The 16,121-nt window shown below is 43.7% G+C and carries 14 protein-coding genes; 6 read left to right on the top strand and 8 right to left on the bottom strand.

The genetic code is table 11. The annotated features are described in order from the left end of the window. The first annotated feature begins 6 nt into the window (after nt 1–6). From QYT14_RS01535 to QYT14_RS01515, 5 genes are all read left to right on the top strand, one after another. The gene (locus QYT14_RS01535) at nt 7–1,224 is read left to right on the top strand and encodes an efflux RND transporter periplasmic adaptor subunit (RefSeq protein WP_288324150.1); all 1,218 of its coding nucleotides are present in this window, start codon (nt 7–9) and stop codon (nt 1,222–1,224) included. Nucleotides 1,225–1,260: 36 nt separating this feature from the next. After that, nucleotides 1,261–2,004, top strand: a complete 744-nt coding sequence (locus QYT14_RS01530; RefSeq protein WP_288324149.1) for an ABC transporter ATP-binding protein — start codon at nt 1,261–1,263, stop codon at nt 2,002–2,004. A 41-nt stretch (nt 2,005–2,045) separates the two neighbouring features. Beyond that, entirely contained in the window at nt 2,046–3,266 is a 1,221-nt protein-coding gene (locus QYT14_RS01525) for an ABC transporter permease (RefSeq protein ID WP_237037990.1), read from the top strand. 148 nt (nt 3,267–3,414) lie between these two features. Then, nucleotides 3,415–4,470 carry a histidine kinase gene (locus QYT14_RS01520; protein WP_237037991.1) on the top strand — a complete coding sequence of 352 codons (1,056 nt, stop codon included), beginning with the start codon at nt 3,415–3,417 and terminating at the stop codon, nt 4,468–4,470. Then, on the top strand, nt 4,467–5,192 hold the full coding sequence (locus QYT14_RS01515) for a LytTR family DNA-binding domain-containing protein (protein ID WP_237037992.1): 726 nt from the start codon (nt 4,467–4,469) through the stop codon (nt 5,190–5,192). Before QYT14_RS01520 ends, QYT14_RS01515 begins: the two co-directional genes overlap by 4 nt. A 736-nt stretch (nt 5,193–5,928) precedes the next feature. Here the strand turns inward: QYT14_RS01515 and QYT14_RS01510 are convergent. The 4 genes from QYT14_RS01510 to dnaB form a co-directional block, all read right to left on the bottom strand. Further along, on the bottom strand, nt 5,929–6,171 hold the full coding sequence (locus QYT14_RS01510; RefSeq protein ID WP_237037993.1) for a TIGR03905 family TSCPD domain-containing protein: 243 nt from the start codon (nt 6,169–6,171) through the stop codon (nt 5,929–5,931). Between the two features lies 1 nt (nt 6,172). Next, entirely contained in the window at nt 6,173–6,907 is a 735-nt protein-coding gene (locus QYT14_RS01505; protein ID WP_288324148.1) for a YebC/PmpR family DNA-binding transcriptional regulator, read from the bottom strand. Nucleotides 6,908–7,117: 210 nt separating this feature from the next. Further along, entirely contained in the window at nt 7,118–9,580 is a 2,463-nt protein-coding gene (gene pheT / locus QYT14_RS01500) for a phenylalanine--tRNA ligase subunit beta (RefSeq protein WP_288324147.1), read from the bottom strand. Between the two features lie 82 nt (nt 9,581–9,662). Further along, a complete protein-coding gene (gene dnaB / locus QYT14_RS01495; protein WP_237037996.1) occupies nt 9,663–11,222 on the bottom strand; it encodes a replicative DNA helicase in 1,560 nt (519 codons plus the stop codon). A 232-nt stretch (nt 11,223–11,454) separates the two neighbouring features. On the opposite strand from dnaB, the gene ispE reads away from it, so the two are divergent. After that, nucleotides 11,455–12,282: a 4-(cytidine 5'-diphospho)-2-C-methyl-D-erythritol kinase gene (gene ispE / locus QYT14_RS01490; RefSeq protein WP_288324146.1), complete on the top strand. Its 828-nt coding sequence runs from the start codon at nt 11,455–11,457 to the stop codon at nt 12,280–12,282. 516 nt (nt 12,283–12,798) lie between these two features. Here ispE and galE read toward each other — a convergent pair. The 4 genes from galE to QYT14_RS01470 all read right to left on the bottom strand — a co-directional run bounded on the left by galE (nt 12,799) and on the right by QYT14_RS01470 (nt 16,108). After that, entirely contained in the window at nt 12,799–13,833 is a 1,035-nt protein-coding gene (gene galE / locus QYT14_RS01485; protein ID WP_237037998.1) for a UDP-glucose 4-epimerase GalE, read from the bottom strand. 33 nt (nt 13,834–13,866) lie between these two features. Continuing rightward, nucleotides 13,867–14,763, bottom strand: coding sequence for a hypothetical protein (locus QYT14_RS01480; protein ID WP_237037999.1), 897 nt, complete (start codon nt 14,761–14,763; stop codon nt 13,867–13,869). Nucleotides 14,764–14,902: 139 nt separating this feature from the next. Further along, nucleotides 14,903–15,505, bottom strand: coding sequence for an electron transport complex subunit RsxA (gene rsxA, locus QYT14_RS01475; protein WP_005841506.1), 603 nt, complete (start codon nt 15,503–15,505; stop codon nt 14,903–14,905). A gap of 18 nt (nt 15,506–15,523) precedes the next feature. Continuing rightward, nucleotides 15,524–16,108 carry an electron transport complex subunit E gene (locus QYT14_RS01470; protein WP_005841504.1) on the bottom strand — a complete coding sequence of 195 codons (585 nt, stop codon included), beginning with the start codon at nt 16,106–16,108 and terminating at the stop codon, nt 15,524–15,526. Between the last annotated feature and the right edge of the window lie 13 nt (nt 16,109–16,121).

Below are 16,121 nucleotides of genomic sequence, written 5' to 3'. Positions count from 1 at the left end.
TATAATATGGAAAAGAAAAAAACTATCCTCCTCAGTGCCGCAGTTGTAATGGTTGCAGTCAGCGCTTTGTGGATGCTCGGAGGCTCTGAAGCAAAAAGTACAGTAGGCTTTGCAACAGAAAAGGTGAAGAAAGGTAATATCAGCAACTCAATCACAGCTACAGGAACAATCGAACCTGTGACGGAAGTCGAAGTCGGTACTCAAGTATCCGGCATCATCGACAAGATTTATGTAGACTATAATTCCGTAGTAACCAAAGGCGAACTGATAGCCGAAATGGATAAAATCACACTCCAAAGCGAACTTCAATCTGCCCGGGCTACCTACGATGGCAGCAAAGCGGAATACGACTATCAAAAAAAACTGTATGAACGCAACAAGAAATTGCACGACAAACAGCTCATCAGTGATACCGATTACGAACAGTATGTATATAACTACGAACGTGCCAAAAGCTCATTCGATGCCAGCAAAGCCGCCCTTGCCAAAGCCGAGCGCAACCTCTCGTATGCGACCATCACCTCCCCCATTGACGGAGTGGTAACCAGCCGTGATGTGGAAGAAGGACAGACTGTCGCTTCCGGTTTCGAAACCCCGACTCTCTTTACCATTGCTGCTGACCTGACCAAAATGCAGGTAGTGGCAGACGTGGATGAGGCCGATATCGCCGGAGTGGAAGACAGCGCCCGCGTCACCTTCACTGTCGATGCCTATCCCGACGATGTATTCGAAGGTTATGTAAGACAGATACGTTTGGGAAGTACGAACAGCAGTAGCAGCAGTTCCACTACCAGCAGTACCACAGTTGTCACATACGAAGTAGTCATTACTGCCGACAATCCCGACTTAAAACTGAAACCCCGCCTCACAGCCAATGCCACTATCTATACATTAAACAAAAACAATGTATTGACTGTACCTAGCAAAGCACTGCGGTTCACACCGAATAAAGACATAGCCAAAGGATATAAAATCAACGACTGCCAAGGAGAGCACAAAGTGTGGACACTGGAAGGCAATACGTTCACCGCACATCCGGTTAAAATCGGCATATCAAACGGTACACAGACCGAGGTTCTAAGCGGCATCACCGAAAATATGCCTGTCGTTACCGAAACGGTAGTCAACAGCAATACTCCCCAAATGGAGGAATCGGCCGAAGGTGGAGAAAGAAGTCCGTTTATGCCCGGCCCTCCGGGAAGCAAGAAAAAAAACAATAAATAAACTTGCGCAGTCAGAACCTATTTATTCCAAAAACAGATGAAAAAGATTATCGAACTTCAAAATATCAAACGAAACTTTCAAGTGGGTGAAGAAACCGTACACGCTTTGCGCAGCATCTCCTTCACCATCTACGAAGGAGAGTTTGTCACCATCATGGGCACCTCAGGTTCGGGTAAATCCACCCTGCTGAATACATTGGGTTGCCTTGATACTCCCACCAGCGGAGAATACCTGCTGGACGGCGTATCTGTCCGCACCATGAGCAAGCCACAGCGTGCCATACTGCGCAACCGCAAAATCGGTTTCGTATTCCAGAACTACAACCTGCTGCCCAAAACCACAGCAGTGGAAAATGTGGAACTCCCGCTGATGTACAACTCTTCTGTCTCGGCAGCCGAAAGACGAAAAAGAGCGGTTGACTCACTGATGTCTGTCGGTCTGGGCGACCGCCTGGAACACAAGTCCAACCAAATGTCGGGAGGACAGATGCAACGCGTCGCCATTGCCCGCGCTTTGGTCAACAATCCGGCAGTAATCCTTGCCGACGAAGCTACCGGTAACCTTGACACCCGCACTTCCTTCGAAATCCTTGTACTCTTCCAAAAGTTGCATGCCGAAGGACGTACCATTATCTTCGTTACCCACAACCCCGAACTGGCACAATACAGCAGCCGAAACATCCGCCTGCGCGACGGTCATGTGATAGAAGACACTGTCAATACCCATATCCTGTCTGCCTCCGAAGCACTGGCTGCCCTGCCCAAAAATGATGAAGACTAATCTTCATCAGCAACAAGAAATAAATTAAACAATACCCAATTATGAACGGAACAAACCTATTCAAAATAGCTCTTCGGGCTCTAGCCAACAACAAGCTGCGTGCCTTCCTCACCATGCTGGGAATCATCATCGGTGTGGCATCCGTTATCGCCATGCTTGCCATCGGCCAAGGCTCAAAGAAAAGTATCCAGCAACAAATCTCGGAGATGGGTTCGAACATGATTATGATTCATCCGGGAGCCGAGATGCGCGGCGGGGTTCGCCAAGACCCTTCGGCCATGCAGACATTGAAACTGGATAATTATGAGAAACTCAGTGAAGAGTGCACTTACCTTTCGGGCATTAGCCCCAATGTATCTTCCTCCGGACAACTGGTGGCAGGCTCGAACAACTACCCTTCTTCCGTCAGTGGAGTCAGCATTGATTACCTCAACATCCGCCAGCTCAGTGTGGAACAAGGCGAAATGTTTACCGAAAACGATATCCGCACCGCAGCCAAAGTCTGTGTCATCGGCAAGACCATTGTCGACAATCTGTTCCCCGACGGTTCCGACCCCATCGGAAAAGTCATCCGCTGCAACCAAATTCCCATGCGTGTAGTGGGTGTACTGAAATCAAAAGGCTACAACTCCATGGGGCAAGACCAGGATGATGTGGTGCTTGCTCCTTACAGTACCGTCATGAAGCGATTACTCGCACAGACCTATCTGGGTGGCATTTTTGCCTCTGCCCTGACAGAAGACATGACTGAAGAGGCTGTGGAAGAAATCACCTCCATCCTGCGTCGGGAACATAAGTTGAAAGCCACCGATGATGACGATTTCACCATTCGCACCCAGCAAGAGCTAAGCAGTATGCTGAATACCACCACCGACCTGATGACTACCTTGCTGGCTTGCATTGCCGGCATCTCGCTCGTAGTCGGGGGCATCGGAATTATGAATATCATGTATGTTTCCGTTACCGAACGTACACGCGAAATCGGCCTGCGGATGTCAGTCGGGGCACGTGGCGTCGATATCCTTTCACAGTTCCTCATCGAAGCCATTCTTATCAGTATCACCGGCGGTTTGATAGGCGTGATTATCGGTTGCGGTGCCAGCTTTATGATTAAGGCAATAGCGCATTGGCCCGTGTTCATCCAACCTTGGAGTGTCCTGCTTTCCTTCGCCGTCTGTACGGTTACGGGAGTTTTCTTCGGATGGTATCCGGCCAAGAAAGCGGCAGACCTCGACCCGATTGATGCCATACGTTATGAATAAAAAGGTTTGGCACCGGCCATTCTTCTCGTTTCATGCCTGTGAGATACTTCTCCACAGACAAGGAACGAGAAATTTATCGGTACGATAAGATAAATTTAATACCTTCAGAATCCTATTTTAACCCTGAACTTTTTTATCTTTGCCTATTATGAAACAAATATTATCTCAACGTCGTCCGCTGGAACTGACCATACATATTGTCAGTTGGCTGCTGATATTCGGCTTCCCACTTGTTTTTGTAGACAGAGGAAGCGGCATGAACTGGCATCAGTTCCTACGCCACAGTTGTGTCCCCCTCTGCTATTTCCTGATATTCTATATCAACTACTTATGGTTGGTGCCGCGTTATCTCTTCAATGATGAGATACGAAAATATATTATCGGCAATACTATCCTGATTCTTCTCTCTTCATTGCTACTCCACCTGTTGCTGGAGAAATTCAGCACTCCTCCACCCGAGGAATTTGTACGCCGCATGCCTCCACGCTGGATATTCTACATACGCGATGTCGTATCAATGATATTCGTTGCCGGACTGGGAGCTGCCATCCGCACCAGTCTGCGATGGAGGCAAGCACAAGAGATGCTTCTGGAAGCCGAACGACAGAAAACGGAAGCGGAACTGAAGAATCTAAAGAACCAATTGAACCCGCATTTCCTGCTCAACACGCTGAACAATATCTATGCCCTGATAGCATTCAACAGTGACAAGGCGCAAGAAGCAGTTCAAGAGCTGAGCAAATTGCTCCGACACGTGCTTTACGACAATCAGCAAACCTTTGTTCCGTTAGAGAAAGAACTTGACTTCATCCGCAATTACGTGGCACTAATGCGCATCCGCCTATCTCCACAAGTGAAAGTAAGCCTGCATCTGGCAACAGATTCAGGCAACTCGTTGCTCATTGCTCCTCTGCTCTTTATTTCTTTGATAGAAAATGCCTTTAAACATGGCATCAGTCCCACTGCCCACAGCTTTATCAGCATCGCCATCACCGGAAATGCCGATGGCACAGTGCGTTGCGAGATACTGAACAGCAACCATCCCAAGACCGAGCAGGACAAAAGCGGCAGCGGCATCGGACTGGAGCAGGTGAGCAAACGACTGGAGCTGATTTATCCCCGACATTATGAATGGGAAAAAGGCATCAGTGCCAACGGTCAGGTCTATTCTTCTATATTAACCATTCAAACCAAGAAACTATGATACTGAATTGTGCAATAGTAGATGACGAGCCTTTGGCTTTGGAGTTATTACAAAGCTATGTGGAAAAGACTGCTTTCCTACGGCTGGTAGGCAAATACTCCAGTGCCGTGCAAGCCATGAATGAGATTCCCGCACACGAAGAAGTCCACATACTTTTTCTCGACATACAGATGCCGGAACTGAATGGATTGGAATTTTCGCACATGGTAAGCTCTGAGACACGTATTATCTTCACCACCGCTTTCGGGCAATACGCATTAGACAGCTACAAAGTCAATGCGCTTGACTACCTGCTAAAACCAATAAGTTATGCCGACTTTCTGCAGTCGGTAAACAAAGCGGTGCAATGGTTTGAACTGAAACAAAAAGCCGGCAACGCACCGGAGGAAGAAGCAAGCCACGAATATATTTATGTTAAAAGCGATTATAAACTGGTACAGATAGCTCTCGACAAGATTCTATACATCGAAGGCCTGAAAGATTATATAAAAATACATCTGGAAAACGAACCGAAAGCCATCTTGTCGCTTATCAGCATGAAAGCCATGGAAGAAAAACTTCCATCAAGCCGTTTTATACGCATACATCGCTCATTTATAGTGCAAAAGAGCAAAATAAAGATAATTGACCGGGGACGCATTGTTTTCGGCAAGGAATACATTCCCATTTCTGACAGTTACAAGCAAGAGATACAAACTTATTTGAATAGTCATTCTGTATAAAAAATCTTATTATTAATAGGATAATAAATCAAATTCGTCGATATCTTTTTGCTAAAAACAAATAAATAACGTATATTTGCAACATAGACAAGGGAAGTTGTGAAACTTCTTAATAGAATAGTTTAGTTAAGTCTAGTTTAGTTTTTGTGTTGTAAGTGCTCCCTCCATTAGAGAATGGTTAGGGAGCACATTTTTTTCTTGGGTCAGCCTTTATTCCGGGGGAGTTTCACATATCATATCACAACAAAGGGAAGAGTAAGCCGTTTCATAGGGTCAGTCAAGGCTTTTTAAACGGAAGATTATTACAGTCTCCGGTAGCAGACCGTACAGTCCACTGCTGCAGACTGTACAGTCCATTACCGGAGACTGTACGGTCCACTGCCGGAGACTGTAGTAATTCGACTGATAGACAGGCATAATCGAAAGGACAAAAACGCTTAGTCTGGCTAATGAAACGACTTGGGGAATTTAAAACGTATGCAGAGGTTGAAAACCGGAGGAGGCAACATCCGGTGGCAGGATATAGAGATGTCTTTATTTAATTTTAACGAATTTATTTCAGTGGGAGGGTGAACTAAATGAATGAATGGCGCGTTATATATTTGTGTTTTTCATAGTAATAGATTTAAGATTAATAGTTAGTATTTGCTTGTGAAAGTCAGTACACTTACAGATAAAAGCGTTTATCTGAAAAGAAAAAAGAGGTCACTCAGCAATGGGTAACCTCTTTCTTCTTTTATTTCATCTCACGCAATGCCTTGCATAGTTGGTCAGGACAGGAAGTGGAACGATTTCCACACTTCACTCCTTCCAATTTATCGAGCACATCTTCAACTTTCATTCCTTTTATCAGCCGACTAATCCCTTGCAGATTTCCATTACATCCGCCCCAAAAGAAGACCTGTTGAATGACGCCGTTCTCTACTTCCACCTCAATGTGGCTACTGCAAGTACCCTGCGTCTTATAAGTAATCTTCATTTTACTCTTCTTCAGCTGGTTTCATGTTTGTATAAACGGTCTGAACATCATCAAACTCTTCCAGACGGTCTACCATCTTATCAATTGTTTCGCGCTGTTCGGGAGTTACATCCTTCAGGTCGTTAGGAATATAAGTAAAGTCACCACCTACTTCCTCGAAACCACATTCTTCCAAGTGCTTCTGAATAGCGGCATAGCTCTTCGGGTCACCATAGATAGTGATTGTTCCTTCTTCTTCATCAATATCGAATTCATCTTCTACACCGTAATCAATCAAATCAAGAATCAGTTCTTCCATGTCAAGACCTTCTTTCTGCTTGAAAGTAAAGACACATTTATGATCGAACAAGAAAGCCAATGACCCGGTAGTTCCCAAATTACCGCCGAATTTATTGAATACAGAACGAACGTCTGCCACGGTACGAGTGGTATTATCGGTCAAAGTATCAACGAATACTGCCACCCCGTGAGGGCCGTATCCTTCGTAAGTCATACCTTTGTAGTCGCTGGTATCCTTACCCATTGCATTTTTAATAGCACGCTCGATGTTATCCTTCGGCATGTTTTCGCGCTTACAAGTAGCGATAACACCACGCAAAGTGGGGTTATTTTCCGGTTCCGGTCCGCCTGCCTTTACAGCAATAGCGATTTGTTTACCCAGTCTTGTAAATGTCTTGGCCATGTGGCCCCATCTTTTCAGCTTTGTAGCTTTTCTATATTCAAATGCTCTTCCCATTGGATTATATTTTTATAAATGGTTATTTTATTATTTACTTTTCTTCGCTGAACATAAGACTCCCAAGCCTAATATATTTAAGGAAGGCGAAATCAGCCCCCTATCCCATCCGTCTGCCGAATACCTATAAATCCAAAGACCCACAGCACTTATCAGCAAAATAATGAAAAGGGCAATCAATGCATATTTCTTTTAGGAGTCATTATATCCTTATCTTAGTTTCGCATTCAATTTGTTTTCCAGATTGGCAATCAGCTTAGACATAATCTTGTCGATTTGCTTGTCGTTCAGTGTTGCATTTTCATCCTGCAACAAGAAGCTGACAGCATAGCTCTTCTTACCCGGTTCCAAATTCTTGCCTTCGTATACATCAAACAGTTCTACTTCTTTCAGCAGTTTCTTTTCTGTCTCGTAAGCTATCTTTTCGATTTCGGCAAATTGTATGTTCTTGTCAAGCAACAGCGCCAAGTCACGTCTTACAGCCGGGAACTTAGAAAGTTCCTTAAAGTTGACCTTCGAAGTCTTGATAGCTTTCATCAGCTCATTCCAATTGATTTCGGCATAATATACCTCATTGTCAATATCGAATGTTTTTTGAATCTTCTTGCTGACAATACCAAACGTAGCCAGCAACTTACCGCCGCGCGTGTGTACGCTGACAGCTACAGAATAGATATCATTACTCAAATTACCGAATACCACGTTACCGAAGTTCAAGCCCAAACGAGTGAATATATTCATCACGTATGCTTTCAGTTCATAAACGCTGGTGTTTTCATCGGGATGTGCCCATGAGTTGCTCACGCGCTTACCTGTCACCCATAATCCCAAATGATATTCTTCTTTGTATGCAGCCAAAACCTTTTCGGGGTTCTTCTTTTCTGCATTAAAGAAATAGCAGTTGCCGAACTCAAAGAACTTCAAATCGGCATTCTTACGGTTGGCATTGTGCTGGATGCTTTCCAAACCGCCGAACAACAGAGTCTGACGCATTACGTTCAGGTCATTGCTTAACGGGTTCATCAAATTGACAAGGTTTTCGGACTTATAAGTTTCCAAACCTTCATAATATCCGGCAGCAGTCAGTGAGTTATTCAGGATTTCATTGAATCCGCAACCAATCAGCTGTTCGGATATCAAGCTCTGAAGCTGTTGGGATTTATCTACTTCCCCCTTCGTAGTCAGGCTTGACTTTAATGTTGTGGGAATTTCCACATTATTATATCCATAGATACGAAGAATGTCTTCTACCACATCACAGTCACGCTGAACGTCTACACGATAAGCAGGAACTTGTAAAGTCAGTCCTTCGGGAGTCTCGTCTACAATCTTCATCTCAAGACTGGTAACGATACTCTTTATCGTCTCCACCGGAATGACTTTTCCAATCAGTGAATGAGCCTTCTCATAGTTTAGCTCTACCATGAAATCAGCAACCGGATGAGGATAATTGTCTTTAATTTCAGAAGCGATGGTTCCGCCTGCCAGCTCTTTCACCAGCAGAGCAGCTTCTTTCAACGCATAGATAGTTCCGTTAGGATCAATACCACGCTCGAAACGGAAAGAAGAATCGGTACTTAATCCGTGACGGCGTGCTGTTTTACGCACCCAAGTAGGATTGAAATATGCACTTTCGAGGAACACATCCACGGTTTGTTCCGTAGTACCTGAATCCAAGCCACCAAATACACCGGCAATACACATCGGTTCTTCAGTATTACATATCATCAAATCTCTATCAGACAAGGTACGTTCCACTTCATCCAAAGTGATAAACTTAGTGCCTTCGGCAACGGTCTTTACAACAATCTTACCACCTTTAATTTTATCGGCATCAAAGCAATGCAACGGTTGACCATAAGCGTGAAGAATGTAGTTGGTGATATCCACAATATTATTGATTGGACGAAGACCTATCAAACGCAGTTTGTTTTGTAGCCATTCGGGGCTTTCTTTTACAGTAACTCCCTTAATGGAAACTCCGGCATAACGAGGGCATGCTTCGGTGTTTTCCACTTCGATGGCAATATCCATATCATGGTTGTCCACCTTAAAGCCTTCCACTGAAGGACGGCTCAACGTAGCCTGTTTGCCGTTCTGAATCAAATAAGCATACAAGTCACGGGCCACACCATAGTGAGAGCAAGCATCTGCCCGATTCGGAGTAATGTCCACTTCAAGCACATAATCGCTCTTGATGTTATAATAATCTTTGGCAGGAGTTCCGGGCACAGCATCTGCCGGCAAAACAATGATACCGTCATGACTGGTTCCGATGCCAATCTCATCTTCGGCACAAATCATACCGATGGACTCAACACCGCGAAGTTTTGATTTTTTGATGGTAAAGCATTCTTCACCGTCATATAGTTTAGTACCCAGAGTGGCAACCACTACTTTTTGTCCGGCAGCTACATTAGGAGCGCCGCAAACAATCTGCACAGGTTCTCCCTGTCCCAAGTTAACCGTAGTCACATGCATGTGGTCAGAGTTGGGATGAGGTTCGCAAGTCAGCACTTCGCCGATAACAATACCTTCCAGACCACCTTTAATTGTTTGGACTTCTTCTACGCCTCCTGTTTCCAGACCGATAGAAGTCAGCGCTGCTGCCACTTCCTCAGGGGTCAAATCGAAGTTGACGTATTCTTTCAGCCAATTATAAGAGATATTCATATATGATATATTTTATGTATTTCAAAATGACCTGCAAATTTAATAGTTTTTTTTGGGATAAGCTTTGTTTTTATGAAAAATGTCAGAAAGGCAAAGGCCCTTCGGGAATCGGCGCACCAAAAGGATTATTCTCTGCCGGAGCCGCATCTGCCGGAGGAGGAGGAATACTGCCCCCGCCCTTGCCATTCATTTTGGAGCGGATAATACCCGGTTCTTCTCCCGGCAACGGTATAATCATCTCATCATCCGGATTCTGGAAACGGGCGAATTCACCGCGGAAGCGCAACAATACATCACCTACAGCACCATTACGATGCTTGGCAATAATGATTTCCGCCATACCATGCAGGTCGTTTCCTTTTTCATCCTGAAATATCTTGTAATATTCGGGACGATGGATGAAGCACACCATGTCGGCATCTTGCTCGATGGCTCCGGATTCGCGCAGGTCACTCAACTGAGGACGCTTTCCGTCAATACCTTCACGGCTTTCCACACCACGGTTCAACTGACTCAGAGCAATAATCGGAATGTTCAACTCCTTTGCCAATCCTTTTAATGAACGCGAAATGGTACTAACCTCTTCCTGACGGCTGCCAAACGACATACCACTCGCATTCATCAACTGCAAGTAGTCAATGATAATTATTTTCACTCCATGTTCACGTACCAAACGCCTTGCCTTTGTTCTCAATTCGAAAACCGAAAGAGAAGGAGTATCGTCGACAAACAAAGGAGCGTCATACAACTCCTTAATCTTATAGTCTAACTGGCCCCATTCGTATGGAGCCAACTGCCCACTCTTAATTTTCTCACCCGGTATCTCACACACATTGACAATCAAACGATTTACCAACTGTACATTCGCCATTTCAAGCGAAAACAAAGCTACCGGAATCTTTGCATTGACTGCCATATTCTTAGCCATTGAAAGCACAAACGCAGTTTTACCCATGGCCGGACGAGCAGCAATAATAACAAGGTCGGAGTTCTGCCAGCCCGAAGTCATTTTGTCCAACGCATGGAAACCACTTTCCAAACCACTCAAACCATCTGTACGCGCCGCCGCTTTCTGAAGCATCTCATACGCCTCCTGAATAACCGGATTGATTTGCGTATAATCCTTCTTCATATTCTGCTGCGAGATTTCGAACAGCTTCCCTTCAGCCTCTTGCATCAAGTCATCCACATCCTGTGTCTCATCGAAGGCTTTTGTCTGAATATTACTGGTAAAAGAAATCAGTTCGCGCGCCAAAAACTTTTGGGCTATAATTCGTGCATGATATTCAATATGGGCGGACGATGCTACCTTACCACTCAACTGAGTGATATAAAAAGGGCCTCCCACCTCATCCAAATCACCGGTGCTACGCAACTGTTCGGCAACGGTCAGAATATCCACCGGCTGTTGGCGTAATGCCAAAGCTGTGATAGCCTGATATATCAACTGATGACGATGTTCGTAAAAAGATTCGGGGCGAAGAATCTCACTCACCAGTGAATATGCGTCTTTTTCTATCATTAACGCTCCTAATACTGCCTCTTCCAATTCGGGCGCCTGTGGCTGCAAATGCCCATATTCATCAACGGGTTTTGCCTTTACAGTTTTAGGAGTACGTGTCGTTTTTCTTACTTCTGCCATTTCCATTCGTTTAAAGTAGGGCAAAGATAGAACTTTTTGACGAGTTGAACATCCAGCCGGGAGCAAAAATAACAAAAGAAATACGAAGGCTTTTTTCTATAAAATATGAACAATCCATACACAAAATGGTTTTTTATATGGTTAAATGAAAAGTTTACCTTATATTTGAGCCGTGTCACGTGCTCAGAAGCCATAATAAAGACACACTAGAAATTAATCTAAATAAAAGAATATGATAACATTTCCGAATGCCAAAATCAATCTGGGTCTGAATATTATAGAAAAACGCCCGGATGGTTACCACAACCTAGAAACAATTTTTTATCCTATCAACCTTCAAGATGCGCTGGAAGTCACACGTTCTACAAGCAGTGATAAAGAGTACAATCTTCATGTAAGCGGTACAACCTTAGACGGCGAACCGGAAGATAATCTGGTAGTCAAGGCTTATAAGTTGCTGAAACAGGATTTTCCACAAATGGATGCCATCGAAATTCACATGTACAAGCATATTCCTGCAGGAGCAGGATTGGGTGGCGGCTCGTCAGATGCGGCACACATGATTAAACTATTAAATGAAAAGTTTGCCCTGAACATCAGTCGTGAGAAAATGGAAGAATACGCAGCACGCCTCGGTGCCGACTGTGCATTTTTCATTCAAAACAAACCGGTATTTGCAACGGGTATCGGCAATATCTTCGAACCGGTTGATTTGTCTTTGAAAGGATATCACATCGTATTGGTTAAGCCGGATATTTTTGTTTCTACCCGCGATGCTTTCGCTGCCATAAAGCCACAGCGTCCTGCTGTTTCCTTAAAAGAAGTAATCAAGCAGCCGATAGAGACATGGAAAGACAACATGAGAAATGATTTTGAAGACAGTGTATTCTTAAAATTCCCCGAGATAGCTGCCATTAAAGATGAATTATATGATTTGGGAGCCATATACGCTTCTATGAGTGGCTCTGGTTCATGCGTATATGGTATATTCAAAGAACCTATAAAGAATGTAGAAAACAAGTTCTGTCAATGCTTCTGCAGACAGCGTGAATTGGAATAAGAGCAATAGACCGTTCTTCCCATTTATCCGAGAAACTCTTTAAACAGCATGAACCGGCTGTTTGAAGAGTTTTTTTATTCAGTTTGAGAACTTGGTTAACATAAAGAGACTCTAAAAGTTTCATAAGGCTATACAACTTATGGCATCGTATGTGTAGTCCGACACCTGCGTATGTGTAACCTCGCACGTTTTGCATCATTCTTTCGTGAAGGCATTCTTTGAAACAACACAAAGAACGGAGAATGGACGCCTGATTTTTATGGAGTCAAATATAGAACTACCAAACATAAAAAAAACTGTCCCCCGACTCACGTCGAGGAACAGCCACAACACAAACACAAAATAAAACACGACAAAACTACTATGCAATTTTTTAGCCTGCTCTATGTTTGAGTAACATAACTTACCGCCGGTCAGGTATTCACATATCCAAGAGGGGTTTCAGGTTATTTGCACTATAAAAACGCCACACTAGCGTCCTTTGTTCATCGGTCTTTCTAAAAATATCTTAATTCTTTATTGAATTCCTCTTTCTCTTAACTTAACCTGCCAATTCCATGCAGATTTCAGTGTTTCTTCGATAGTAGCCTTTGCCTGCCATCCCAACTCTTCGTTAGCGAAAGTCGGATCAGCCCATACCTTAACGATATCTCCCTGACGACGGCCTACAATCTTATAGTTCACCTTCACGCCTGTAGCAGCTTCAAATTTATTCAGCAATTCCAATACAGACAAACCACGGCCTGTACCGATATTGAATACTTCCACACTTTCTTTCTGTTTGTCATTCAGGATACGATCCATAGCAATTACGTGAGCCTTAGCCAAATCCACTACATAGATGTAGTCACGGATGCAAGAACCGTCAGGAGTGTCATAATCATCGCCAAATACACTCAATTGTTCCCGGATGCCCATTGCAGTCTGAGTGACATACGGCAACAAGTTTTGAGGTACACCATTAGGCAACTCACCAATCAATGCAGACGGATGTGCGCCAATCGGGTTGAAATAACGCAACATGATAGCGTGAACAGGAGAACCTGATGCTACCGTATCGCGGATAATTTCTTCATTGATTTGTTTTGTATTACCGTATGGTGATTCCGCTTTCTTGATAGGAGCAGCTTCGGTTACAGGCAACACATCAGGCTGACCATATACTGTACATGATGAAGAGAAGATAATACCTTTTACATTATGCTTAGGCATCAACTCCAATAAGTTAATCAATGAAACCAAGTTGTTACGGTAGTACAACAACGGTTTTTGGCAAGATTCACCGACTGCCTTGCTGGCTGCAAAGTGAATGATACCTTCGATACCGGCATATTTAGTAAACAGTTTGTCCATACCTTCATAATCCAGACAGTCCAACTTCTCAAATGCCGGACGGATACCTGTTACTTTTTCAATATTGTCAACTACATCGGCGTTAGAGTTTGAGAGATTATCTACAATCACTACGTCGTAACCGCTTTGTTGCAGTTCAACTACGGTATGAGAACCAATATATCCGGTTCCTCCTGTTACTAAAATTCTCTTTTTCATAAGACTTATTATTCTGTCGTTTTTTTAATAGGTTCAAAACAACTTGGAAGGATAGATGCCCTTACGAATCATGTCATTGATACGAAGAACCACCTGAATCTTATCATCGTGCGAAACCAACCCCATCCATCGGGCAGGCGTTTCAATCACTTTCACTCTGACTCCTTCTCTTATCCGTTCATTCATAAAAGCAGGTATGGAATAATGAGCTTTCAAATCCATTCCGTTTTCATCAATAAACTTATCGAATGCAGCTTGCATCTCATTAAATATATCCGGTCTAAAACCCCACATATTCATCGAAACCAAGCTATTATCATCCAGCGCCACCCATTTATGCACCTCGTTAGGATACATAGGATTACCACTGATACGTTCTACTCCTGTACGGTCTGTCACAGAAATCAAATATCCGTTTTCATCCACTTCACAAATTCCCCGGGTTACTCCCCCACTCTCCGCTAAAACGTTTTTCAATCTATAGCAAACATTGAAACTATGGTAACCGGCATCTTTCAATGCCACTAAATTATTATACAATAATTCAAAACTCTCACGCTGATAGAAATTAACCGCATTAATCACTCCAAACGGGGCATCTATTAACTTTTCGCCCATCAATACAGCTCTTACCGAACCATAGAGTGCTGTTCGCTTCGGATTACGTTTCTCTTCGGGAATGGTTTCTACATCCTGATAAACATATTCCACATCCACCACGTGCTCGTATTTGCCTGAAACCAGTTTCTTGAACTCTTGTTCAAAATGTCTGCTTATGACAAATACTATTTTATCAAATCCCACTCTTACGGCATCATATACGGAAAAATCTAATATCGTCTCGCCATTGGGTCCAATTCCCTCCAGCTGTTTTAATCCGCCATACTTATTCCCCATAGTGGCCGCAAGTACAATCAATGTCATAGCCATTTGGTCTCTCTATTAATTCTATTGCAAAAATAAGCATAATAATTGAATTAAACAGTACGAAAGACGAAATTCTTTGTACAAAAAAGTCCGAAGCAGTGCTCCGGACTTCTGAATCGGTCTATTTGGACGATGAATTAGATTATTCTATACCAAACAACACTCCCAAACCTTTGTCTACACCAGAGAATCCCATGAACGCCATGGCCAACAGACCGGCAGTAACCAGCGCGATAGCCATTCCCTGCATTCCTTTCGGAATATTCACCAGACTCAACTGTTCGCGGATACCGGCAAACAGCACCATAGCCAAAGCAAAACCAAGAGCTGTCGAGAAGGCGTAAACCACACCGGTCAACAAATCAAAGTCTTTCTGGATGACCAGGATAGCCACACCCAGAATACAGCAGTTCGTGGTAATCAGCGGAAGGAATACTCCCAATGCCTGATAAAGGGCGGGAGAAACTTTCTTCAAAATGATTTCCACCATCTGTACCAATGCCGCAATGACAAGGATAAAGGCAATGGTCTGCAAATATTCCAGCCCGAAAGCATCGAGCACGAACTTTTGGATAAGGTAGGTGACAATAGTAGCAATGGTAAGCACGAATGCAACGGCTGCACCCATACCCGTAGCTGTCTCAACTTTTTTGGATACACCGAGGAACGGGCAGATACCCAAGAATTGTGACAACACAATGTTGTTCACAAATATAGCGGTGATAAATATCAATATATATTCCATATTCTTACTTTTTACGGGTTATGCTTTCTTCAGTTTATTCACAATCGCAATAAGGTAACCTAATGCAATGAAGGCTCCCGGTGCGAGAACGAAAATCAACATTCCGTATTGCTCAGGCATAATAGCGATATCAAACAGCTTACCTGTGCCAAGGAACTCACGTACGCCACCGAGGATAGTCAATGCAAGAGTAAATCCGAGTCCCATACCCAGTCCGTCGAAGAATGAAGGTACAGGACCATTCTTTGCAGCAAAGGCTTCGGCACGTCCCAGCAAGATACAGTTTACTACAATCAGCGGAATAAACAAGCCCAATGTAGCATAAAGCGCCGGCACGTATGCTTGCATAATCATCTGCAACAAAGTCACGAATGATGCAATAACCACAATGAACGCAGGAATACGCACCATATCAGGAATCAGATTCTTGATAGATGAGATTACCACATTCGAACAAATCAACACAAACATGGTTGCCAGTCCCATACCCATACCGTTAATGGCCGAGGAAGTGGTTCCCAATGTAGGACACATACCCAAAAGGAGTACAAACGTAGGATTCTCTTTTACAATCCCGTTCATCAATACTTTAAAATTATTCATAGTCTGCTCCTTC

It is taken from the genome of uncultured Phocaeicola sp. (assembly GCF_948499155.1).
Lineage (GTDB): Bacteria > Bacteroidota > Bacteroidia > Bacteroidales > Bacteroidaceae > Phocaeicola > Phocaeicola faecalis.
The sequence above is the reverse complement of the archived record's forward strand: the minus strand, read 5'-3'. Positions and strand labels throughout refer to the sequence as shown.

What these genes read in the sequence shown, in the direction of transcription:
- QYT14_RS01535 (WP_288324150.1), top strand. Translation starts at nt 7, where the DNA reads ATGGAAAAGAAAAAAACTATCCTCCTCAGTGCCGCAGTTGTAATGGTT.
- QYT14_RS01530 (WP_288324149.1), top strand. Translation starts at nt 1,261, where the DNA reads ATGAAAAAGATTATCGAACTTCAAAATATCAAACGAAACTTTCAAGTG.
- QYT14_RS01525 (WP_237037990.1), top strand. Translation starts at nt 2,046, where the DNA reads ATGAACGGAACAAACCTATTCAAAATAGCTCTTCGGGCTCTAGCCAAC.
- QYT14_RS01520 (WP_237037991.1), top strand. Translation starts at nt 3,415, where the DNA reads ATGAAACAAATATTATCTCAACGTCGTCCGCTGGAACTGACCATACAT.
- QYT14_RS01515 (WP_237037992.1), top strand. Translation starts at nt 4,467, where the DNA reads ATGATACTGAATTGTGCAATAGTAGATGACGAGCCTTTGGCTTTGGAG.
- QYT14_RS01510 (WP_237037993.1), bottom strand. Translation starts at nt 6,171, where the DNA reads ATGAAGATTACTTATAAGACGCAGGGTACTTGCAGTAGCCACATTGAG.
- QYT14_RS01505 (WP_288324148.1), bottom strand. Translation starts at nt 6,907, where the DNA reads ATGGGAAGAGCATTTGAATATAGAAAAGCTACAAAGCTGAAAAGATGG.
- pheT (WP_288324147.1), bottom strand. Translation starts at nt 9,580, where the DNA reads ATGAATATCTCTTATAATTGGCTGAAAGAATACGTCAACTTCGATTTG.
- dnaB (WP_237037996.1), bottom strand. Translation starts at nt 11,222, where the DNA reads ATGGCAGAAGTAAGAAAAACGACACGTACTCCTAAAACTGTAAAGGCA.
- ispE (WP_288324146.1), top strand. Translation starts at nt 11,455, where the DNA reads ATGATAACATTTCCGAATGCCAAAATCAATCTGGGTCTGAATATTATA.
- galE (WP_237037998.1), bottom strand. Translation starts at nt 13,833, where the DNA reads ATGAAAAAGAGAATTTTAGTAACAGGAGGAACCGGATATATTGGTTCT.
- QYT14_RS01480 (WP_237037999.1), bottom strand. Translation starts at nt 14,763, where the DNA reads ATGGCTATGACATTGATTGTACTTGCGGCCACTATGGGGAATAAGTAT.
- rsxA (WP_005841506.1), bottom strand. Translation starts at nt 15,505, where the DNA reads ATGGAATATATATTGATATTTATCACCGCTATATTTGTGAACAACATT.
- QYT14_RS01470 (WP_005841504.1), bottom strand. Translation starts at nt 16,108, where the DNA reads ATGAATAATTTTAAAGTATTGATGAACGGGATTGTAAAAGAGAATCCT.